Origin of the sequence: Shewanella carassii, from assembly GCF_019670705.1 — a bacterium.
Lineage (GTDB): Bacteria > Pseudomonadota > Gammaproteobacteria > Enterobacterales > Shewanellaceae > Shewanella > Shewanella carassii.
On sequence record NZ_AP024618.1, the window covers coordinates 185,859 to 208,096 of the forward strand.

Annotated in this window: 15 protein-coding genes, 6 tRNA genes and 3 rRNA genes; 18 read left to right on the forward strand and 6 right to left on the reverse strand. The window is 51.0% G+C overall.

Annotated elements, in window-relative coordinates; translation table 11 throughout:
* The first annotated feature begins 245 nt into the window (after nucleotides 1-245).
* Nucleotides 246-860 (forward strand): TetR/AcrR family transcriptional regulator, encoded by a 615-nt coding sequence (locus tag K5621_RS00855; protein WP_157929092.1) that lies wholly within the window; start codon nucleotides 246-248, stop codon nucleotides 858-860.
* Entirely contained in the window at nucleotides 851-2,722 is a 1,872-nt protein-coding gene (locus K5621_RS00860) for an MFS transporter (RefSeq protein ID WP_221050206.1), read from the forward strand. Before K5621_RS00855 ends, K5621_RS00860 begins: the two co-directional genes overlap by 10 nt.
* 65 nt (nucleotides 2,723-2,787) lie before the next feature.
* Here K5621_RS00860 and mnmH read toward each other — a convergent pair whose 3' ends face one another.
* The 3 genes from mnmH to K5621_RS00875 form a co-directional block, all read right to left on the reverse strand.
* Complete coding sequence (gene mnmH, locus K5621_RS00865) at nucleotides 2,788-3,903, reverse strand: tRNA 2-selenouridine(34) synthase MnmH (RefSeq protein WP_221050207.1); 1,116 nt, start codon at nucleotides 3,901-3,903, stop codon at nucleotides 2,788-2,790.
* Nucleotides 3,900-4,943, reverse strand: coding sequence for a selenide, water dikinase SelD (selD, locus tag K5621_RS00870; protein WP_100144325.1), 1,044 nt, complete (start codon nucleotides 4,941-4,943; stop codon nucleotides 3,900-3,902). Before selD ends, mnmH begins: the two co-directional genes overlap by 4 nt.
* Nucleotides 4,944-5,073: 130 nt before the next feature.
* A complete protein-coding gene (locus K5621_RS00875; RefSeq protein WP_221050208.1) occupies nucleotides 5,074-6,180 on the reverse strand; it encodes an acyl-CoA desaturase in 1,107 nt (368 codons plus the stop codon).
* A gap of 143 nt (nucleotides 6,181-6,323) precedes the next feature.
* Here K5621_RS00875 and fabR point away from each other — a divergent pair, with 143 nt between their 5' ends.
* On the forward strand, nucleotides 6,324-6,938 hold the full coding sequence (fabR, locus tag K5621_RS00880; protein WP_025010659.1) for an HTH-type transcriptional repressor FabR: 615 nt from the start codon (nucleotides 6,324-6,326) through the stop codon (nucleotides 6,936-6,938).
* A gap of 324 nt (nucleotides 6,939-7,262) precedes the next feature.
* Here the strand turns inward: fabR and trmA are convergent, their stop codons facing one another.
* Nucleotides 7,263-8,366, reverse strand: coding sequence for a tRNA (uridine(54)-C5)-methyltransferase TrmA (gene trmA, locus K5621_RS00885; protein ID WP_221050209.1), 1,104 nt, complete (start codon nucleotides 8,364-8,366; stop codon nucleotides 7,263-7,265).
* 166 nt (nucleotides 8,367-8,532) lie between these two features.
* Here trmA and murI point away from each other — a divergent pair, with 166 nt between their 5' ends.
* Complete coding sequence (gene murI / locus K5621_RS00890; RefSeq protein ID WP_221050210.1) at nucleotides 8,533-9,348, forward strand: glutamate racemase; 816 nt, start codon at nucleotides 8,533-8,535, stop codon at nucleotides 9,346-9,348.
* 2 nt (nucleotides 9,349-9,350) lie between these two features.
* Here murI and K5621_RS00895 read toward each other — a convergent pair whose 3' ends face one another.
* Complete coding sequence (locus K5621_RS00895) at nucleotides 9,351-9,800, reverse strand: RNA recognition motif domain-containing protein (protein ID WP_100144317.1); 450 nt, start codon at nucleotides 9,798-9,800, stop codon at nucleotides 9,351-9,353.
* A gap of 566 nt (nucleotides 9,801-10,366) precedes the next feature.
* Here K5621_RS00895 and K5621_RS00900 point away from each other — a divergent pair.
* From K5621_RS00900 to birA, 7 genes are all read left to right on the forward strand, one after another.
* Nucleotides 10,367-11,911: ribosomal RNA gene (locus K5621_RS00900) — 16S ribosomal RNA — on the forward strand.
* A gap of 66 nt (nucleotides 11,912-11,977) precedes the next feature.
* Nucleotides 11,978-12,054: transfer RNA gene (locus K5621_RS00905), tRNA-Ile, on the forward strand.
* Nucleotides 12,055-12,112: 58 nt separating this feature from the next.
* Nucleotides 12,113-12,188: transfer RNA gene (locus K5621_RS00910), tRNA-Ala, on the forward strand.
* 295 nt (nucleotides 12,189-12,483) lie between these two features.
* A 23S ribosomal RNA gene (locus K5621_RS00915) occupies nucleotides 12,484-15,375 on the forward strand.
* 179 nt (nucleotides 15,376-15,554) lie between these two features.
* Nucleotides 15,555-15,670: ribosomal RNA gene (gene rrf / locus K5621_RS00920) — 5S ribosomal RNA — on the forward strand.
* Together the 16S, 23S and 5S rRNA genes with 2 tRNA genes alongside form the textbook arrangement of a ribosomal RNA operon.
* A gap of 494 nt (nucleotides 15,671-16,164) precedes the next feature.
* The gene (gene murB / locus K5621_RS00925) at nucleotides 16,165-17,190 is read left to right on the forward strand and encodes a UDP-N-acetylmuramate dehydrogenase (protein ID WP_100143496.1); all 1,026 of its coding nucleotides are present in this window, start codon (nucleotides 16,165-16,167) and stop codon (nucleotides 17,188-17,190) included.
* A gap of 2 nt (nucleotides 17,191-17,192) precedes the next feature.
* Nucleotides 17,193-18,152, forward strand: coding sequence for a bifunctional biotin--[acetyl-CoA-carboxylase] ligase/biotin operon repressor BirA (gene birA, locus K5621_RS00930; RefSeq protein WP_221050211.1), 960 nt, complete (start codon nucleotides 17,193-17,195; stop codon nucleotides 18,150-18,152).
* Here birA and coaA read toward each other — a convergent pair whose 3' ends face one another.
* The gene (gene coaA / locus K5621_RS00935) at nucleotides 18,153-19,100 is read right to left on the reverse strand and encodes a type I pantothenate kinase (RefSeq protein ID WP_221050212.1); all 948 of its coding nucleotides are present in this window, start codon (nucleotides 19,098-19,100) and stop codon (nucleotides 18,153-18,155) included. It lies immediately after the preceding gene.
* Nucleotides 19,101-19,333: 233 nt separating this feature from the next.
* On the opposite strand from coaA, the gene K5621_RS00940 reads away from it, so the two are divergent.
* The 7 genes from K5621_RS00940 (at nucleotide 19,334) to nusG (ending at nucleotide 22,201) form a co-directional block, all read left to right on the forward strand.
* Nucleotides 19,334-19,409 (forward strand) — tRNA-Thr (locus K5621_RS00940).
* An 8-nt stretch (nucleotides 19,410-19,417) separates the two neighbouring features.
* Nucleotides 19,418-19,502, forward strand: a tRNA-Tyr gene (locus tag K5621_RS00945).
* Between the two features lie 36 nt (nucleotides 19,503-19,538).
* Nucleotides 19,539-19,612, forward strand: a tRNA-Gly gene (locus K5621_RS00950).
* Nucleotides 19,613-19,621: 9 nt separating this feature from the next.
* Nucleotides 19,622-19,697, forward strand: a tRNA-Thr gene (locus K5621_RS00955).
* A gap of 116 nt (nucleotides 19,698-19,813) precedes the next feature.
* Nucleotides 19,814-20,998, forward strand: coding sequence for an elongation factor Tu (gene tuf / locus K5621_RS00960; RefSeq protein WP_221050213.1), 1,185 nt, complete (start codon nucleotides 19,814-19,816; stop codon nucleotides 20,996-20,998).
* 262 nt (nucleotides 20,999-21,260) lie between these two features.
* Complete coding sequence (secE, locus tag K5621_RS00965) at nucleotides 21,261-21,641, forward strand: preprotein translocase subunit SecE (RefSeq protein WP_100145979.1); 381 nt, start codon at nucleotides 21,261-21,263, stop codon at nucleotides 21,639-21,641.
* A gap of 8 nt (nucleotides 21,642-21,649) precedes the next feature.
* Entirely contained in the window at nucleotides 21,650-22,201 is a 552-nt protein-coding gene (gene nusG / locus K5621_RS00970; RefSeq protein ID WP_100145977.1) for a transcription termination/antitermination protein NusG, read from the forward strand.
* Nucleotides 22,202-22,238 lie beyond the last annotated feature (37 nt).

Sequence of the window (22,238 nt, forward strand, 5' to 3'; positions counted from 1 at the left end):
GAGAACGTCATTCGATATAAAGCCATATTCCCAAATCCTTGAACTCATTTTCCTGAGTGTATTGCCCTTGTGCCTGCTATGCACAGGAGGCTGGTCTGCCAGGATTCGATCACTTTTCTGAAGATATTTCCCAAGGTTAACTAACGGTATTAAGCAATCCTGTCTAAAAAATATCATATTGTGAACATTGTTTTTTATTTTGAAGGCTGTTAGTCTGCTGCCATCTCTTTTCAGGAATGGACACTATGGCAAGACGCAAGGAACACAGTCATCAAGAGATCCGCCTCATGGCACTGGATGCCGTTGAGCAGTTATTGACGCAGGAGGAATATACCAGCCTGAGTCTTAGACGGATCGCCTCCCAAGTGGGCTATGCCCCCAGTACCCTAATCAACCTCTTTGGTAGCTACAACTATCTGCTCCTGAGCGTATCCGCCAGGGTCTTGGAGCGTCTGCTTGAGCAAATGCAATTGGTGTGCGAACAAACATTCGCAACCGGCGAGCTGAAGCTGTTGGCACTGGCCAAGGCTTATGCCGAGTTTGCCCATAGCCAACCCCAGGCATTTCGTTTGGTGTTTGCCTTGCATCTGGGGCCGGAAGAACCTCTGCCAGAATCGCAACAACAGCTGATTGCCGAGCTGATAGGCTTGCTCGAACAGCAACTCGGTGACTTGTTGCCAAACTTGCCCTCATCCAAGTTGGCGCTCGCCAGTCGCAGCTTCTGGAGCAGTATCCATGGGCTGACCGGCCTGGCGCTGGACGATAAGCTCTTCAGTCAGGCTTCGTGGTTGCAGTTACTGACATTTCAGGTGGACTTGTGGTGGACGGCGATGCAACTGGAGGAGGGAACATGTTCCTGAGTAAACGATTTTTACCCTATTTCGCCACTCAATGTCTGGGGGCACTCAACGACAACATCTACAAGAATGTGTTGTTGCTGCTGGTGACCTACAGCCAGGTCGATAACCTGCCGATGAGTGTCGATCTGTTTGTTAATCTGGCGGCGGGGATCTTCATCCTGCCTTTCTTTCTGTTTTCCGCCCATGCGGGGATGGTGGCCGACAATATGGACAAGGCGCTGATGATCCGCAGATTAAAGCTGCTGGAGCTTATCATCATGTCCTGCGCCGCCGCGGCGATTATGGCGCAAAGCTATCTGTTGATGTTGCTGCTGCTGTTTCTCACCGGCACTCAATCGGCCTACTTTGGCCCGGTAAAATACTCGCTCTTGCCGCAGGCGCTTAGAGAAGATGAGTTGGTCACCGGTAACGCCTGGGTAGAGATGGGTACCTTTCTGTCTATTTTGATAGGCACCCTGAGTGCCGGGCTGTTGGTAACCAGTGACAACGGCCTGATGTGGGCCGCAATAACCGTATCTGTGCTGGCCTTGGCCGGTTTCCTCTCCAGCCGGGCGATTCCATCATTGCCGGCGCCGCTGCCGATAGATAAGGTACGCTTTGCGCCCCTGTCCGGTACTTTGGCCAGTATCAAGCGGGTGCGGCAAACGCCGTCAATCTGGATGGCGATTCTGGCAATCAGTTGGTTCTGGTTTTTGGGTGCCACCTACCTGACCCAGTTCCCCAATTTTGCCAGAGGCTCGCTGCACTCGGACGCCACTGTGGTGTCGCTGCTGCTGGCGCTGTTTTCCATAGGTATTGCGGTCGGCTCCTTTGTTTGTGAGCGCTTCTCCTTTGGTCATGTAGAGCTGGGGTTGCTGCCTTTCGGGGTGGCCGGGTTAACCTTTTTTGGCCTGGATCTGCTGTGGGCCATTCCTGACTACAGCCAACTACCGGTGGGATATCTCTATGACATAACTGAGTTTGTCGGCCGCAGTGAACACTTTAGGTTGATGTTGGCACTGTTTATGGTGGGGGTTAGTGGCGGCCTGTTTATTGTGCCTCTGTACGCCTTTATTCAGTCGCGTTCGGCCCCGGGTGAATGTGCTCAGGCCATAGCCGCCAACAATATCATCAATGCCCTGTTTATGGTGTGTTCGGCGATATTGTCGATAATATTGCTGGAGCTGGTGGGTCTGTCGATCCCTCAGCTATTTACTCTGCTGGCGGTATTCAACGCCGTGGTAGCGTTGTATGTCTATAGCCGGGTGCCTGAATTTACGCTGAGGTTTATCAGCTATCTGCTGAGCCATCTCTTGTATCGTCTTAAGGTTGAAGGCCGGGAAAACATTCCCAAGCAGGGGGCTGCCGTGCTGGTGTGTAACCATGTCAGTTACGTCGATGCCTTGGTGCTGCTGGGAGCATCCACTCGCCCGGTGCGCTTTGTGATGGATAAGAGCATAAGTGAAATGCCCTTGCTCAAGTATCTGTTCCGCCACGCCGGGGTGATCCCTATCTGCTCACCGAAAAAGTGCATTGATACCTATACCCGGGCCTTCGAGCGTATTCATCAGGCGCTGACCAATGAGGAGTTGGTGTGTATTTTCCCTGAGGGCAGGTTGTCTCCCGATGGTGAATTGCATGAGTTCCGGCCCGGTATCGAACAGATACTGGCAAAGGATCCTGTGCCTGTGGTGCCTATGGCGCTCCAAGGTTTGTGGGGATCTTATTTCAGCCACAAAGATGGCCATGCTCTGACGACCCGGCCAAGACGTTTCTGGTCCAGGATTAAGGTCAATATCGCAGCTCAGGTACCCGGTGCAGAGGAGAGCCGTCACTCGCTGCAACAGCGGGTAGCCGATCTGCTGGCCAAACCCGACCGCTGAGGTCATGTCAACGAAAGAGCCCGGCATTTGCCGGGCTCTTTAGATTGAATCTCTTGCTTTTGAATTCATTTGGAGCGGTTTGACCGCTTCTCATCCAGCCACTGGTGAATGGCCTGACGGTCTCCGCGGAAGATGATCCGCTCGGCCTTTTTTTCCAGTTGGTACTGGTACATGGGGTCGTAATACTTCTCCAGCAGTAGAGTAATCCACTCTAGGTGTTGCTCTGTAGTGTTGCGTTGCAACTGTGTCTGCAAGCTTGAGTCGACCAGTTCCAGTAGTTGGTCAGTTTGTTGATGTCCCATACGCTTGCGTATGCCCTCGACACTCTGACGCAGATAGGCGCCAAACGCCGCCATGCCTTCTTCTGCGCCATAATGCTGTTCAAAACCGCGCAGCATCTTGTGCACATACTCATCCAGAAGGCGAGGGAGTCTGGCCTCCAGTGGCTCTTCCAACACCACAACCTGCGCCTGTTGCATGGCACTGAAGAAGGCTTTGGGTATGGCGCGGCGGCCAATCAGGAAGCTTTCGTCTTCCAGCAGCAGGCAGGACTCTTGCCTCTCTTGATGCCGCAACAGTTCCCGAGCCAAGCTGTTTTCAAAATTGATCTGACTGGGCTGTGGCGTCACATTCTTGCCAAAGCTCGAGCCTCTGTGATTGGCTGTGCCCTCCAGATCCACAGCTTCACTGCGGCTGAGAATAAACTCTGTCTTGCCTGAGCCGGTAATACCGCTGAGGATCAACAGCTGTTGCTGCTGCGGGGTGTTATCTATGGTATCGATAAGATACTGGCGCATCGCCTTGTAGCCACCCTGAATATAGGGCACTTCAAGACCGGCCTCGCGGATCCATTGCTGGGTCAGTTGAGAGCGCAGACCACCCCGAAAACAGTAGAGGTTGGCATCTGGGTGGGCGCTGAAGAAATCCAGCCAGGCTTGAATACGCGCGGCCTTGATCTTGCCTTTGACCAGTGAATGGCCTAGCTCTATGGCGGCGGCCTGCCCATGCTCTTTATAACAGGTGCCTACCTTCTGCCTTTCGCTGTCATTCATCAATGGCAGGTTAGTGCTGGCCGGAAAGGCACCCTTGGCAAACTCAACCGGCGCCCGCAGATCGACTAGGGGACGATCGGATAGGAATATCTCCCGGTACTCTGCAGGCGCGATTATCTGTCGACTCATACCAGCTCCACCCATTGCTGACGGTCGTCGCGATGGTCGAGCGCACCTATACAGTGTAGCTCCAGCCCTTGATTGGTCAGCAGTTGCTGCAGTTCGGCCTCACCCTCGGCGCCGACGGCGATGAGTAGACCGCCGCTGGTTTGCGGATCGCACAGTAAGGCTTTTTGTTGCTCGGAAACCTCGGGGAGGTGCTCACCGTAGCTGTCAAAGTTTCTGTGGGTGCCACCCGGGATACAACCCATGGCCAGATACTCGGAGGCTTTTTCCAGCAGTGGCAGTTTGGCGGTATCTATGCTGGCCTTGAGGTTGGCGCCCTGACACATCTCCAGCAGGTGGCCTGCCAGACCAAAGCCTGTCACGTCTGTCATGGCGTGAACCGTGCTTATCTTGGCGACTTCGGCACCTATCTTATTGAGTTGGCACATGGCCTCTGGGGCGATATTGACATCCTGTGGCGCCAGCTTCTTCTGCTTTTGTGCCGTGGTCAGTATGCCAATTCCCAAGGGCTTGGTGAGATAGAGCTTATCACCGGCCTTGGCGGTATCGTTCTGCTTGAGGTGCTCCAGCGCCACTGTGCCGGTTACCGCCAGGCCGAAGATAGGCTCAGGCGCGTCTATGCTATGGCCTCCGGCCAACATGATCCCGGCATCCATGCAGGCTTGGCGTCCGCCATCCACGACCTGCTGGGCTATCTCGGGTGACAGCTTGTTCACCGGCCAACCCAGAATGGCAATCGCCATAATAGGCTTGCCGCCCATGGCATAGATATCGCTGATGGCGTTGGTCGCCGCGATACGGCCGAAGGTGAAAGGGTCATCGACTATCGGCATAAAGAAGTCGGTAGTACTGATAATGCCTGTGTGATCATCCAGCTGATAGACCGCCGCATCATCCCGGCTCTGGTTGCCGACCAGCAGGCGGGGATCTTTAAAGTCCGGCAGCTGAGAGGCCAAAATAGTGCTGAGAACTTTGGGGGAAATCTTGCAACCGCAACCTGCGCCGTGGCTGTATTCCGTGAGTTTGACTGACTGATCTGACATAGTCGGATCCCTGAATGATTGAAATAACCCCCGATCATAAACAGAAACGGCCGCAGTACAAGTCGGCCGTTTCACAACTCAAATAAATTTTGTTAAGCGGATCGCTAACCTTCTACTGTTAATAAAGACTTTAGGCGATGCTGGCCCGTAGTCGGTGCCATTGTTTGCGCTGGGCGCGAAAACGTAAACGCATTTCGTTCACCTGCGACAGCAGATGTTTATCGGCCAACTGCTGCTTGCGTGCTTCGAGCAGCGCCTTTTGGGCTTCGAAGTAGGCCAGCAAGTGGCTCTTTAACTCTTCGTATTCAGCCTGCAGCTTTTCCAGGACCTCCTCACAATTGGGCAGATGGGCCACCTTATGCTGGGCGCGCTTGAGTTGCATCTGCAACTTGGCCGCCTCGATGCGTTCCTGAGGGATCTTGCGCAGGTCTTTGGCCAGGCTAAACCAGGACAGAAAACGGATCAGCCACTTGGTAGGGTCGTACTGCCACCAGTGGATACCATTGCGGTAATCGTTTTCAAAGATATGGTGGAAGTTATGGTAACCCTCACCATAAGTAAACAGCGCCAGCACACCGTTATCTCTGGCACTGTTGCGATCTGTATAGGGTTGTTTGCCCCAGATATGTGCCAGCGAGTTAATGAAGAAGGTGCAGTGATGCACTACCACCAAGCGCAGCAGACCAGCCAGCAGCAACATCGACAGGATATCGCCATTCAACCAGCCAAGCAGAGCGGGGAGGCCCACATTCATCAATAGCGCCAGCAGCAGATAATGCTTATGCTGCCACATGACTATGGCATCGTTTTGCAGGTCTCTGACGTTGTTGTAATCGTGATAACGCTGTGCCTGATACTCCCTGAGCATCCAACCAATATGGCTGTACCAGAAACCCATGTTCGCTGAATAAGGATCCTTGTCATTGTTGTCCACATGCTTGTGATGAACACGATGATCCGAAGCCCAATGTAAGGCGCTGTTCTGCAACGCCAGCGCACCACCTAGGGCAAACAGGAAACGCACGGCCGGATGGGCTTTATAAGCCTTATGTGACCACAGCCTGTGGTAACCGGCGGTAATAGACAAACCACTGGCAAAGGCCAGCAGCACAAAGGTGAACCATTCACTGAGTTCAAAGCCATGACTGATGCCTCGCCAAGGCACCAAAATACAGGCACCGGCAAACGTCAGCAGGAAGAGGATCAGGTTGGTCCAGATGAGGGGAGGTTTTTTCATTATGATGACTTCCAAAACACTTTAAGCTAACAAGTGTACGCTAAGTTGCTATTAGAGCACAATCACAGTGACACCAGCCGAGGATGTGATTATTGAGTAAAGCCTGTATTATTTGCGCAACAGATCCAGCGAACGGAATAAAGATGGGAATCAGAGCACAGCAGAAAGAGAAGACCCGCCGCGCCTTGGTGGATGCTGCATTCAATCAATTGAGTGCCGAGCGTAGCTTTTCCAGTCTGAGTCTTAGGGAAGTGGCCAGAGAAGCCAATATAGCGCCGACCTCTTTCTACCGTCATTTCAAGGATATGAATGAGTTAGGACTGACCATGGTCGATGAAGGTGGCCTGACGTTGAGACAGATGATGCGTAAGGGACGTCAGCGCGCAGAGGCCGGCGGCAGTGTTATCCGCATCTCGGTCGACACCTTTATGGAAGTATTGGAATCCAACCCCAACGTATTCAGGATCTTGCTGCATGAGCGCTCTGGCACTTCGGCCGCCTTTCGTGCCGCCGTGGCGCGGGAGATAGAACACTTTATCTCGGAATTAGCGCACTACACCGAGGACACAGCCGGCCGCAGCCCTGAATTGGCCAGGGCACAGGCCGAGGCATTGGTGACTCTGGTGTTCAATGCCGGCGCCGCCGCCTTGGATATGAAACGTGCCGATCGCAAGATTCTGGCCGACCGGCTGGTGACTCAGTTGCGAATGGTGGCAACGGGCGCCGAAGCGTTGCAGCAAAAGCGCGATAGCCGCTGATAAAAATTTTTTGCCAAAACAAAAGGGCCTTTCGGGGCTCTTTTGTTTGGTTCATCCCTTCCAGTCGGCAGGGGGGTAATGGATGAACCGTTGAAGTCTCCATTCCATCTATGACCTCTGCTTTATCTGTGCAGTCCCACATTTCTTTGAGTTGCTTCGGTAGTCCTTTCCTCTTTAACTGCAGTTAAAAAGGGGGGACGTCCCTCTATGAACTGGACGGTGACGCTTATGCGGAGCCCGCAAAGCCGTTTTGATAATCGCTTTGCAGGTTCTGCAGTCTTTCATGGTATCGGCCAGTGTCTTATTGGGCTTGCTACGCCTAATCTATAGGCTTTTTCTGGAAAGCAGTACACCCGCTTCCATGTGGTCGGTATAGGGGAACTGATCAAACAGGGCAAAGCGTTTGATCTCGTGAGTTTGACTCAACTGTTCGAGATTATCGGCCAGGGTTTGCGGGTTGCAGGAAATATAGAGGATGGACTCATAGCCCTGCACCAGATTAACAGTATCGGGATCTAGGCCGGCTCGCGGTGGATCAACAAAGATGGTGTTGCAGTCGTAACTCTTGAGGTCAATTCCTTCCAGACGTCTGAAGCTACGCTCCCCCGTCATGGCCTGGGTAAATTCCTCGGCCGACATACGAATGATCTGCAGATTCTCAGTGCCATTTTGCTCAATATTGTATTGAGCGGAATCGACCGAGGGTTTAGCTAACTCGGTTGCCAGCACTTTGTTGAAGTTTTGTGCCAGGGCGATGGAGAAGTTACCGTTGCCACAATAAAGCTCAAGCAGATCGCCACTACTGTGGCGGGTACAGTCTATCGCCCACTCCAACATCTTGGTTGCCACTTGGGCATTGGGCTGGGTGAAGCTGTTTTCTACTTGTTTATAGATGTATTCCTGCTGGTTGACTTGCAGACGTTCGATGACGAAATCTCTGTCCAACACAAACTTCTGTTTGCGGGCTCGACCGATAATGTCGACCTTGAATGCTTTCTCGAGCCTCTGTTTCAACGCCGTGGCTTCATTGAGCCAGTTATCATCCAACTGCTTGTGATACAGCAGTGACACCAAAATCTCGCCGGACAAAGTAGAGAGGAAGTCTACTTGAAACAGCTTGTGCCTCAGTATGCAGTTGGGGCGCAGCTCGGCCATCAGTGCTGGCATCATTTGATTGATTAGCGCGCTGGCGGGCAGAAACTGATCGCAACGAACCTTAGCTTTTTGTTGTTGGTCAAACATATAGTAGTAGAGATCTTCCCCGTCATGCCAAACCCGGAATTCAGCCCTCATACGGTAGTGTTGTGGAGCAGAGGGAAACACCTCCAGAGCTGGGGGAGTGAAGCGGGCAAAGGCCTGTTCCAGTTTGAGGCGCTTTTGTTCCAGCTGCGCATCATATTGACTTGGGTCCATTGCTTCTAAATTCATAATATTCACTCTTGGCTTCAAACGGGGGCGCAAATATTATACTACGTGGCGCCGATGTCCAGTTTCACGCCTTTGTGCTTTTGCCCAAGCTATGAAAAAATAGCGCTTCATCTGCCGTTGTGGCCTCAAGCCACGACATCTTTTGTATATCGTTTAGAGGCTCAACTTGTCGCGACCCATACTGGTTTTTGACTCAGGCATAGGTGGCCTGTCTGTGCTTGGGGAGATCCGCAAGCTATTACCACAGAGACAGTATTGCTATCTGTTTGATAACGCGCGCTTGCCCTACGGTGAGTTGGCGGAAGCCGAGTTGATAAGTGGGTGTGTAAATCTGGTTGTGACTATGGCTAAACAGATAGATGCCGCGATAGTGGTCATCGCCTGCAATACGGCCAGCACCTTGGTTCTTCCCGAGTTGAGGGCTCAACTGACGATCCCGGTTGTTGGTGTTGTCCCGGCAATTAAACCGGCGGCGGCTATCTCCAAGCGCAAACATATAGGTTTGTTGGCCACCCCAGGCACAGTCAAGAGAGCTTACACTAAGGAGCTGATCAACCACTTTGCCGATGATTGCCGAGTCGAGCTCTTTGGTTGCTCTGAGCTGGTGTTGCTTGCGGAGGCTAAGGCAGCCGGCCAGGTGATCGATATAGAAGAAATTGCAAGGTTGCTGCAACCTGTCATCTACAGTGAATTGGATGTGTTGGTACTTGGTTGCACTCATTTCCCTATGTTGAGGTCTGAGATACAACAAATAGTTGGCACGGGTGTGCAGTTGTTGGATTCTGGCGAGGCGATTGCAAAACGGGTCAAGAGCTTGCTGCAATATCAGCAAGAGCCGACTGCTTTAAAGCAAATCGATAATGAGCGGGCCTTCTATACCAGTAAGGATATTACAGAAGGATTGAAATCAACGCTGGCCGAGTATGGTTTTGTTCAAACGGCCAAGACTTCGACCAGCGTGATAGAGTCGAACGGGGGTTGAGACTACTCTTGTTTATCTGTCTCTTGTGATTTGGCTTCGCGTACTTTCAGGGTGCGTTCCTGAAAGATGAAGTCATTTAATTTGGTCATTGCCTTTTGAGCACCGGCTTCAGACATCTCCACGAAACCAAACCCCTTGCGTCTGCCGGTCTTGCGGTCTCTGACCAAGCGAACCGAATTTACCGGACCATATTCCTCAAACAATGACTTTACTTCAGTATCGTGAGCTCTATAAGGCAGATTACCCACGTAGAGGGTCATAGTCGGACCATTATAAGTTTCTTGTCCTTTTGCTTGAACCTGACTTGGGCTAGAAGTAAAGGTATATACAGCGGCAGCAAGAAGGGCTCCAATGGGGAAGGCTAAAAATGCAGGCAGTTGAGGTGTGAACTGGTATATCGCAAATGCTCCAAGAATGGCGATACCCAGCACAATCAAAAATGACTTTTGCATAAAAAATGTTCTCAGTGAAGAAGAGTTGATAAATTACTGTTAACAGCGATGACTATGGTAATGAATTATTTACCTTTAAACCAGACTGATGCCCAAAAAATGACCTTTGCTCTCATTTTTGAATAATGATAAGGCTGTTTTTTGAACGAATTTGAGGTTGGGAGGACGGTTAATAATCAGTGTGATGAAAAGGTGTTCGCTTGGTGCTTGGTGGGGGAAAAAGCCCTTGCGTAAATGTTTTGGCTCCCTATAATGCGCTCCCACTGACACGGCACAGCGGCAACGCGAAAGACGTGACAGGGTCGAAGAAAAGAGGCTCTCGAGTCCTTTCAACGACAGGCGAAAAAAGATGGTAAATACCTCTTGACGCCGCAGCAGGAAAGCGTAGAATACGCAGCCCTGACCCGATGGCCACAGCGCCTAAGGGATTGCTCTTTAACAATCTATCAAGCAATCTGTGTGGACACTCACAGGCATTGAGAAATCGACAAAACGATTTAACTCGATGAAGAGTGTTCATACGAACAGAATTCATTGAGTCGAACCTTCGGGTTCAACCAAAACTTTAATTGAAGAGTTTGATCATGGCTCAGATTGAACGCTGGCGGCAGGCCTAACACATGCAAGTCGAGCGGTAACATTTCAAAAGCTTGCTTTTGAAGATGACGAGCGGCGGACGGGTGAGTAATGCCTGGGAATTTGCCCATTTGTGGGGGATAACAGTTGGAAACGACTGCTAATACCGCATACGCCCTACGGGGGAAAGCAGGGGACCTTCGGGCCTTGCGCTGATGGATAAGCCCAGGTGGGATTAGCTAGTAGGTGAGGTAAAGGCTCACCTAGGCGACGATCCCTAGCTGGTCTGAGAGGATGATCAGCCACACTGGGACTGAGACACGGCCCAGACTCCTACGGGAGGCAGCAGTGGGGAATATTGCACAATGGGGGAAACCCTGATGCAGCCATGCCGCGTGTGTGAAGAAGGCCTTCGGGTTGTAAAGCACTTTCAGCGAGGAGGAAAGGTTAGTAGTTAATACCTGCTAGCTGTGACGTTACTCGCAGAAGAAGCACCGGCTAACTCCGTGCCAGCAGCCGCGGTAATACGGAGGGTGCGAGCGTTAATCGGAATTACTGGGCGTAAAGCGTGCGCAGGCGGTTTGTTAAGCGAGATGTGAAAGCCCCGGGCTCAACCTGGGAACCGCATTTCGAACTGGCAAACTAGAGTCTTGTAGAGGGGGGTAGAATTCCAGGTGTAGCGGTGAAATGCGTAGAGATCTGGAGGAATACCGGTGGCGAAGGCGGCCCCCTGGACAAAGACTGACGCTCAGGCACGAAAGCGTGGGGAGCAAACAGGATTAGATACCCTGGTAGTCCACGCCGTAAACGATGTCTACTCGGAGTTTGGTGTCTTGAACACTGGGCTCTCAAGCTAACGCATTAAGTAGACCGCCTGGGGAGTACGGCCGCAAGGTTAAAACTCAAATGAATTGACGGGGGCCCGCACAAGCGGTGGAGCATGTGGTTTAATTCGATGCAACGCGAAGAACCTTACCTACTCTTGACATCCAGAGAACTTTCCAGAGATGGATTGGTGCCTTCGGGAACTCTGAGACAGGTGCTGCATGGCTGTCGTCAGCTCGTGTTGTGAAATGTTGGGTTAAGTCCCGCAACGAGCGCAACCCCTATCCTTACTTGCCAGCGGGTAATGCCGGGAACTTTAGGGAGACTGCCGGTGATAAACCGGAGGAAGGTGGGGACGACGTCAAGTCATCATGGCCCTTACGAGTAGGGCTACACACGTGCTACAATGGTCGGTACAGAGGGTTGCGAAGCCGCGAGGTGGAGCTAATCTCATAAAGCCGGTCGTAGTCCGGATTGGAGTCTGCAACTCGACTCCATGAAGTCGGAATCGCTAGTAATCGTGGATCAGAATGCCACGGTGAATACGTTCCCGGGCCTTGTACACACCGCCCGTCACACCATGGGAGTGGGCTGCACCAGAAGTAGATAGCTTAACCTTCGGGAGGGCGTTTACCACGGTGTGGTTCATGACTGGGGTGAAGTCGTAACAAGGTAGCCCTAGGGGAACCTGGGGCTGGATCACCTCCTTACCTAAGCGATAATTGGTGTTTGTTGAGTGTTCACACAGATTGCTTGATAAAAGAAGTAGAGCATGGGGGTCTGTAGCTCAGGTGGTTAGAGCGTTCGCCTGATAAGCGAGAGGTCGGTAGTTCGAGTCTACTCAGACCCACCAATTCTTCCGCTGTTTGTGTTAAACCGGTTTCGGTTTAGTTGGCGAAGGAATTAAATACGGGGCTATAGCTCAGCTGGGAGAGCGCCTGCCTTGCACGCAGGAGGTCTGCGGTTCGATCCCGCATAGCTCCACCACTTCCCTTGGAAGTGCTGGAACCGTCACTCTACAAAGGACGAGAGACGCCAAAGATAAGTCAGTATTTATCTTTGGCTTTTTTAAGCCCGCTCTTTAACAATTTGGAAAGCTGATAGTAGACATCAAAACCACTCTTAGGAGTTGGATTTGATGCATACAAATTGAGTTCTCAAACACTTCAATCAAGTGTTTTGGAAATTCTTCAAGGCGAGTCCACTTCCTTAACCCGGAGGTGAGACAAGTAAACCTAAGCTGGTTGCAATACAAACCGATGAAAACTCATCCGGGTTGTATGGTTAAGCGACCAAGCGTATACGGTGGATGCCTTGGCAGTCAGAGGCGATGAAGGACGTAGTAACTTGCGAAAAGCGTTGGTGAGCTAGTAACAAGCATTTGAGCCAGCGATGTCCGAATGGGGAAACCCGGCACCATAAGGTGTCATCAATACGTGAATACATAGCGTATTGAGGCGAACGAGGGGAACTGAAACATCTAAGTACCCTTAGGAAAAGAAATCAACCGAGATTCCCCAAGTAGCGGCGAGCGAACGGGGATTAGCCCTTAAGTCTTTGGGGTGTTAGTGGAATGTGTTGGAAAGCACAGCGGCACAGGGTGATAGCCCCGTACATGTAAACTAACCAGAGATGAAAACGAGTAAGGCGGCACACGTGATATGTTGTCTGAATATGGGGGGACCATCCTCCAAGGCTAAATACTCCTGACTGACCGATAGTGAACCAGTACCGTGAGGGAAAGGCGAAAAGAACCCCTGTGAGGGGAGTGAAATAGAACCTGAAACCGTATACGTACAAGCAGTGGAAGCGGTACTTGAGACCGTGACTGCGTACCTTTTGTATAATGGGTCAGCGACTTACATTTAGTAGCGAGGTTAAGCGAATAGCGGAGCCGTAGGGAAACCGAGTGTTAACTGCGCGTTTAGTTGCTAGGTGTAGACCCGAAACCCGGTGATCTAGCCATGGGCAGGTTGAAGGTTGAGTAACATCAACTGGAGGACCGAACCGACTAATGTTGAAAAATTAGCGGATGACTTGTGGCTGGGGGTGAAAGGCCAATCAAACCGGGAGATATCTGGTTCTCCTCGAAAGCTATTTAGGTAGCGCCTCGGACGAACACCTTTGGGGGTAGAGCACTGTTAAGGCTAGGGGGTCATCCCGACTTACCAACCCTTTGCAAACTCCGAATACCAAAGAGTGCTATCCGGGAGACAGACGGCGGGTGCTAACGTCCGTCGTCAAAAGGGAAACAACCCAGACCGTCAGCTAAGGTCCCAAAGTAATTGCTAAGTGGGAAACGATGTGGGAAGGCTTAGACAGCTAGGATGTTGGCTTAGAAGCAGCCATCATTTAAAGAAAGCGTAATAGCTCACTAGTCGAGTCGGCCTGCGCGGAAGATGTAACGGGGCTAAGCAATTCACCGAAGCTACGGGTACTGATGCTTGCATCAGTGCGGTAGAGGAGCGTTCTGTAAGCCGTTGAAGGCGAAGGGGTAACCCACGCTGGAGGTATCAGAAGTGCGAATGCTGACATGAGTAACGATAAAGGGGGTGAAAAACCCCCTCGCCGAAAGACCAAGGGTTCCTGTCCAACGTTAATCGGGGCAGGGTGAGTCGACCCCTAAGGCGAGGCTGAAAGGCGTAGTCGATGGGAAACGGGTTAATATTCCCGTACTTCTGCTAACTGCGATGGAGAGACGGAGAAGGCTAGGCCAGCGCGGCGTTGGTTGTCCGCGTTTAAGGTAGTAGGTGGTGTGCTTAGGCAAATCCGGGCACACATACACTGAGAGCTGATGACGAGTCCCTACGGGGATGAAGTGGTTGATGCCATGCTTCCAGGAAAATCTTCTAAGCTTCAGGTTAGCAGGAATCGTACCCCAAACCGACACAGGTGGTCGGGTAGAGAATACCAAGGCGCTTGAGAGAACTCGGCTGAAGGAACTAGGCAAAATGGTACCGTAACTTCGGGAGAAGGTACGCTGCCGGCGGTGAAGACCTCGCGTCGTAAGCTGCTGGCAGTCGCAGATACCAGGTGGCTGCAACTGTTTATCAAAAACACAGCACTGTGCAAAATCGCAAGATGACGTATACGGTGTGACGCCTGCCCGGTGCCGGAAGGTTAATTGATTGGGTTATCTTCGGAGAAGCTCATGATCGAAGCCCCGGTAAACGGCGGCCGTAACTATAACGGTCCTAAGGTAGCGAAATTCCTTGTCGGGTAAGTTCCGACCTGCACGAATGGCGTAATGATGGCCACGCTGTCTCCAGCCGAGACTCAGTGAAGTTGAAATTGCGGTGAAGATGCCGTATACCCGCGGCTAGACGGAAAGACCCCGTGAACCTTTACTATAGCTTGGCACTGAACATTGACCCTACATGTGTAGGATAGGTGGGAGACTATGAAGATGAGACGCCAGTCTTGTTGGAGTCAACCTTGAAATACCACCCTTGTAGTGTTGATGTTCTAACCTGGGCCCCTAATCGGGGTTAGGGACAGTGCCTGGTGGGTAGTTTGACTGGGGCGGTCTCCTCCCAAAGAGTAACGGAGGAGCACGAAGGTTGGCTAAGTACGGTCGGACATCGTACGGTTAGTGTAATGGCATAAGCCAGCTTAACTGCGAGACAGACACGTCGAGCAGGTGCGAAAGCAGGTCATAGTGATCCGGTGGTTCTGAATGGAAGGGCCATCGCTCAACGGATAAAAGGTACTCCGGGGATAACAGGCTGATACCGCCCAAGAGTTCATATCGACGGCGGTGTTTGGCACCTCGATGTCGGCTCATCACATCCTGGGGCTGAAGTCGGTCCCAAGGGTATGGCTGTTCGCCATTTAAAGTGGTACGCGAGCTGGGTTCAGAACGTCGTGAGACAGTTCGGTCCCTATCTGCCGTGGGCGTTGGATGATTGAGGGGAGCTGCTCCTAGTACGAGAGGACCGGAGTGGACGAACCGCTGGTGTTCGGGTTGTCATGCCAATGGCATTGCCCGGTAGCTACGTTCGGAATCGATAACCGCTGAAAGCATCTAAGCGGGAAGCGAGCCCCAAGATGAGTCATCCCTAGGTCCTAGAGACCTCTGAAGAGCCGTTCGAGACCAGGACGTTGATAGGCAGGGTGTGTAAGCGTTGCGAGGCGTTGAGCTAACCTGTACTAATGACTCGAGAGGCTTAACCATACAACCCAGATGGGTTTTACGGACTTGAAGAAGTCGATACTTGATTGAAGTTTGAACTCAAGCTCTGAAAAGAGCACAGCTTTCTGAATTTAGGAATGAATTTATCAAATACATCCCTGTATTTGACCCTAACGGGCCGCGCTAAAGCGCGTTTAAAATTTGTTCCGTACAATTTTATGTCTGGTGACAATAGCATTGTGGTCCCACCTGATCCCATCCCGAACTCAGAAGTGAAACGCAATCGCGCCGATGGTAGTGTGGGGTCTCCCCATGTGAGAGTAGGTCATCGCCAGACGCCTAACAAACAAAAAAGCCCTAGCTAAATGCTAGGGCTTTTTTGTTTGTCTCGCTTCCAGCGAGCACGACTTAACATGCAGCCCAAAGCTGCTTACGCAGTGCGGGCCCCTCAGCTCGCAGCCAAGCTGCTTCGCGCTACAGCCATCTATCAAGCTGTGCTTGATGAGCAGATGTCTTTCGCCCCCATGTGAGATGGTGCTGTGGAGATATTGAGAATGGCTCAACTCACTTGTCTGGTCAGGTTAAATCTCTGTGCTCCAGAGATTTAACCTGACCAGCATCCTCAATGAAGGTACTCGAGACTTAAGTAGAGAAGCCACCTGAATAAGGTGGCTTTTTTGCGTTAGGGCCCGTGAGATTTGCCTTAATCCAGCTTTGAGTCGGTAGCAGCCGAGTAGCTTGCTGCTGGATATTCGCTTATGGGTGTTTTGCGGCTGAAATAGCCGGCTAATCCCGTTACAATGCTGCTTTTATTTGCAGTGAAAGCTTTAGATGCCAACTCTAGTCCACTCCCTGAAATCTTTGAACACCTTTGGAATCGACTGTTACTGTCGGGAACTCATCAGAGCGAGTTCTACCGCGGAGCTTGTCCAGGCTTGTATGCAGCATAAGGGCGATGAGATCCCTATGTTGATCCTCGGGGGTGGCAGTAATCTATTGCTGCTTGAAGATTATCAAGGGACAGTGATTCAAATCGCTACCAAGGGAATCGATGTCTGTGAGGATCAAGAGCATTTTTATCTAAAGGTTGCCGGCGGTGAAAACTGGCACGATTTGGTCTGCGAAACGCTTAAGCTGGGGATGCCGGGGCTTGAGAATATGGCTCTGATCCCGGGCACGGTTGGTGCAGCGCCCATTCAAAACATAGGCGCCTATGGAATTGAGCTGTGTCAGTTGTGTGACTGGGTCGAGTATCTAGACCTGCAGACCGGCGCGCTAACTCGTCTCGAGGCCGCTGATTGTGATTTTGGCTATCGTGAGTCAATTTTCAAAAATGAGCTCAAGGGTAAGGCTGTGATCACCTCTGTCGGCTTGAAACTGCCTAAAGCCTGGCAGCCGAAACTGAGTTATGGGCCGTTGCAGTCGCTCGCTGAAGAGACTGAGGTGACCGCGACCATGATTTTTGAGCGGGTATGTCAGGTTCGTCAGGAAAAACTGCCGGATCCTGTAGTGCTTGGCAATGCCGGCAGCTTTTTCAAGAATCCTGTGGTTGCTGCTGCCGACTATCTTAAGTTGGCCGAACGCTTTCCTGATTTGGTGGGTTATGCTCAGCAAGATGGAAGGGTTAAGCTGGCCGCAGGCTGGCTTATCGATAAGGCAGGTTTGAAAGGTTTCCAGATGGGAGCAGCCGCAGTTCATGATAAGCAAGCCTTGGTGCTGGTGAATAAAGGCGGCGCTAGCGGTGAAGATGTGGCCAATTTGGCGCGGGAAATTATCCGGCAAGTGCAAGCGCGCTTCGGTGTTGAATTGCAGCCCGAACCGCGAATTTTTGCGGCAACAGGAGAGAGGAGTCTCTGACGATGACCGAACAGTGGAAGCGCAAACGGGAAATATTACAGCTGTTGCAGCAGGGTGAGTTTGTCTCCGGTGAAAGGCTGGCCGAGCAACTGGGTATCAGCCGTATGGCTGTCAGCAAACATATCAGTGCCTTGACCGCTTTTGGGATCGATATCTTCAGCGTGAAAGGCAAAGGCTATAAGTTAACGAGAAGCCTGCATCTTATTGATAAGCCGCGTTTGCTTTCCACTATAGATAACCGTTGTTTCTACTTTGATGAACTCGGTGGTACCAATACATTTCTGCTCAACCATGTCGATGAATTGAGTAATGGCGATCTCTGTATTGCCGAGTACCAATCTGCCGGACGAGGGCGTAGAGGACGCCAGTGGTTGTCGCCCTACGGCAGTCACCTCTATTTCTCTATGTACTGGCAGTTCTCTCAAGGCCTTTCTCAGGCGATGGGCTTGAGTCTGGTGGTTGCCTGTTCACTGGTTAGCGTGTTGGAGTCTTTCGGTATTGCCGGTTTGGGAGTGAAGTGGCCCAACGATATCTATCTCGATGGCCGTAAACTTGCCGGTGTACTGATTGAAATGAGTGGTACTGCCGACAGCGAATGCGATCTGGTGATCGGGATAGGCTTGAATATGGCTATGCCTGCTGAACTGGGTGAACAACTGGACCAACCCTGGAGCGATCTCTGTGGGCTTGAATCTATGCCGAACAAGACTGAATTGACTATCAATCTTCACCAACAGTTATTGAAAGATATTAAGCTGTTTGAGACTCAGGGATTGGCGGCATTCAGCACCAGGTGGCAGAGTGCTGATATCTTTGCCGGTCAACAGGTCAAACTGCTGCTGGGTGAGCAACTGATTAACGGCCACTACCTTGGAGTGGATGAGCAAGGCGGTGTTATCCTGCAGACAGATATAGGCACACAGCATTTTGTCGGTGGAGAAATAAGCTTACGCAGCGCTTGATTATTTTCGCAGTAGCACTTGATCCATCAGGTGGTCCTGACCCTTTTTCAGAATAAGATGTGCCCGCTCGCGGGTGGGCTCAATATTCAGATTCAGGTTCGGGCCGTTGATGGTGTCCCAGATATTGGCGGCTATATGTTCGGCTTCGGCATCGCTCAGCTTGGCGTAGTGGTGAAAATAGGAGCGCTCATTGGCAAACGCCGTATGCCGGAACTGCAAAAATCTGTCTATATACCAATGCTTCAGCAGTGATTCATCGGCATCTACATAGATAGAGAAGTCTACGAAATCAGAGACAAATGGCCGCTTGATGCTCACGGGAGAATCCAGCTCTGTCTGCAGTACATTCAAGCCTTCCAGGATCAAAATATCCGGCTGTCTGACCTGCTGCACTTCGGGAAGCCTGTCGTAACTGATGTGGGAATATAGCGGAGCCTCGACCAATTCGGCGCCTGATTTGATGGCGGCGATAAACTCCACCAAGAGTTTCATATCATAGCTTTCTGGAAATCCCTTACGCTGCAGTAACCCTTTTTGTTTCAGCTCTGCTAAGGGATAAAGAAAACCATCTGTAGTAATCAGATCGACTTTAGGGTGTTCGGGCCAATGGCTCAACAGTGCTTGCAGGATACGGGCTGTGGTGCTTTTCCCCACGGCGACACTGCCGGCAATACTGATAATGTAAGGGCTCTTGGCCGGGGTTTGCCCCAAAAACTCATTTAACACCAAACCTCTTTGCTGCTTGGCGCCAACGATCAAGTTAAGCAGGCGGCTGAGGGGCAGATAGATGTCGGTGACTTCTGTGAGGGAAACCTTTTCGTTTATCCCCCGTAGCTTTTTCAATTCGGTTTCGCTCAGGGTCAAAGGTACCGATTCTCGAAGCTCGGCCCACTGCTGGCGATGAAACGGCATATACAATGCCTGTTGAATTGAGTTGGTTGTTGTCATCTGATTTCCTCTGCTCAGGCAAGGCACAGTACACCATGAATTATTCGTGAACAATAAAAAATCCCAGAGTAAGGTTGAATTCTTTCCCCTGTGTATAAAGAATCATCGGCGCGTGTAAATCCCGCTCTTAATTAGGATGAAAAAGCATCGGTTAGGGTCTTTTTCGAAAAAAAAACTAATTTCCTATTGCACTCGACCCGACATTTACCTAATATCCGCTACCGAAATGAAGTGCCGGCATAGCTCAGTTGGTAGAGCAACTGACTTGTAATCAGTAGGTCCCGAGTTCGACTCTTGGTGCCGGCACCAATTTTATCGGAGGGGTTCCCGAGTGGCCAAAGGGATCAGACTGTAAATCTGACGGCTCCGCCTTCGAAGGTTCGAATCCTTCTCCCTCCACCATTTTCAAGGTAAGTAGGTAGCCTTAAGTTAGGTTGCGCGGGCATCGTATAATGGTATTACTCCAGCCTTCCAAGCTGATAACGCGGGTTCGATTCCCGCTGCCCGCTCCAAATTTGCATGCTGATATGGCTCAGGTGGTAGAGCGCATCCTTGGTAAGGATGAGGTCGGCAGTTCGAATCTGCCTATCAGCACCAGCCTATCTTAGATTTTACCTCTACCTTTTATAATCTGTTCGATGTCATTCATTTGCATCGGACTTTTTCACTATATATGGTTTCACCACCAGAAAATCTTAGATTGAGGCAATACCATGTCTAAAGCTAAATTTGAACGTAGTAAACCCCACGTTAACGTGGGTACCATTGGCCACGTGGACCATGGTAAAACCACTCTGACTGCTGCTATCTCAACTGTACTGTCTAAGACTTACGGTGGTGAGGCGCGTGACTTCGCAGCGATCGATAACGCTCCAGAAGAGCGTGAGCGCGGTATTACCATCAATACCTCTCACATCGAGTATGACACTCCAACTCGTCACTACGCCCACGTAGACTGCCCAGGCCACGCTGACTATGTTAAAAACATGATCACCGGTGCTGCCCAGATGGACGGCGCAATCCTGGTAGTAGCTTCTACTGATGGTCCAATGCCACAGACTCGTGAGCACATCCTGCTGTCTCGTCAGGTAGGTGTACCTTTCATCATCGTATTCATGAACAAGTGTGACATGGTAGACGATGAAGAGCTGCTGGAACTGGTAGAGATGGAAGTTCGTGAACTGCTGTCTGAGTACGATTTCCCAGGTGATGACCTGCCAGTAATTCAGGGTTCAGCTCTGAAAGCACTGGAAGGTGAGCCAGAGTGGGAAGCGAAGATCATTGAACTGGCCGAAGCACTGGATACCTATATCCCTGAGCCAGAGCGTGATATCGATAAGCCATTCCTGCTGCCAATCGAAGACGTATTCTCAATCTCTGGTCGCGGTACTGTAGTAACAGGTCGTGTAGAGCGCGGTATCATCAAAGTTGGTGATGAAGTAGAAATCGTAGGTATCAAAGATACTACCAAGACTACTTGTACCGGTGTAGAAATGTTCCGCAAGCTGCTGGACGAAGGTCGTGCCGGTGAGAACTGTGGTATCCTGCTGCGTGGTACCAAGCGTGATGAAGTAGAGCGTGGTCAAGTACTGGCTAAGCCAGGTACCATCACTCCACACACCAAGTTCGAATCAGAAGTTTACGTACTGTCTAAAGAAGAAGGTGGACGTCACACTCCATTCTTCAAAGGCTACCGTCCACAGTTCTACTTCCGTACAACTGACGTGACCGGTACTATCGAACTGCCAGAAGGCGTAGAGATGGTAATGCCAGGTGACAACATCAAGATGGTTGTTACCCTGATCTGCCCAATCGCGATGGACGAAGGCTTGCGCTTCGCTATCCGTGAAGGTGGCCGCACAGTTGGTGCTGGTGTTGTAGCCAAGATCATCGCTTAATTGCGAGACAGGTTACTTTGAAAAGGAAGCTTCGGCTTCCTTTTTTGCTTGCTGGCGCAAAGTGTCAGGCTTTCTCCTGGTTTCGCCCTGTGTATCCTTGATAACAAAGCTGATTAAGAATACAATCTATGGCCGATTTTTGTGCCCTGAGCCGGAGAATTCTCGTCAGGGGCGAGTTCGAAAGCGGGCTGGCGCTGATTTAAGCCTTAAACTTACTCAGCTGTCCCTTGGCTCAGGTCGTAATGAGTAACGGAATTAACCGATGACAACAAATACTGAAAACCAGGGCAACTCTCTGGATATCGTAAAGTGGGTAATAGCTATACTACTGGTGGCGGTGGCGATCGTCGGCAACCAGATGTACAACGACAGCGAAGTCTTCACTACGCCAATCCGCGCCGCGGGTGTGGTTGTCGTATTCGCTATTGCTGGTTTTATTGCCTTACAAACCGTTAAGGGTAAGCAAGCATTGGCCTTTGCCCGTGAGTCACAAATCGAAGTACGCAAAGTCGTATGGCCGACTCGTCAAGAGGCGTTGAATACCACCTTTATCGTACTGGCTGCGACAGGTATCCTGGCCTTGATCCTTTGGGGACTGGATGCGGTATTGCTGCGCATTGTTAACTTTATTACTGGCGTATAGGCACTAGAATGACTGAAGCTAAAGAAGCTAAGAAAAGATGGTATGTGGTTCAGGCTTTTTCCGGTTACGAAGGCCGTGTATGTAAGTCTTTGCTTGAACACATCAAAATGCATGGTATGGAAGAGTTCTTCGGCGAAGTGCTGGTTCCTACCGAAGAAGTCGTAGAAATGCGTGCCGGCCAACGCCGTAAGAGTGAGCGTAAGTTCTTCCCCGGCTATGTGCTGGTACAGATGGAAATGAACGATCAAAGCTGGCACTTGGTGAAGAGCATCCCTCGTGTGATGGGCTTTATCGGTGGAACATCAGATCGCCCTGCTCCTATTTCCGATAAAGAAGCCGAAGCTATTCTGCGTCGCCTTCAGGAAACAACAGAATCTCCGACTCATCGCGTTATGTTCGAACCCGGCGAAGTGGTTCGGGTTACCGATGGTCCTTTTGCCGACTTCAACGGTACTGTTGAAGAAGTGGATTATGACAAGAACCGCGTTAAGGTGTCTGTGATGATCTTCGGCCGCTCAACTCCGGTTGAGTTGGACTTCAATCAGGTCGAAAAATCCTGATTAAATAAAATACAAAATCCGTTTGGCAACGGGTGTG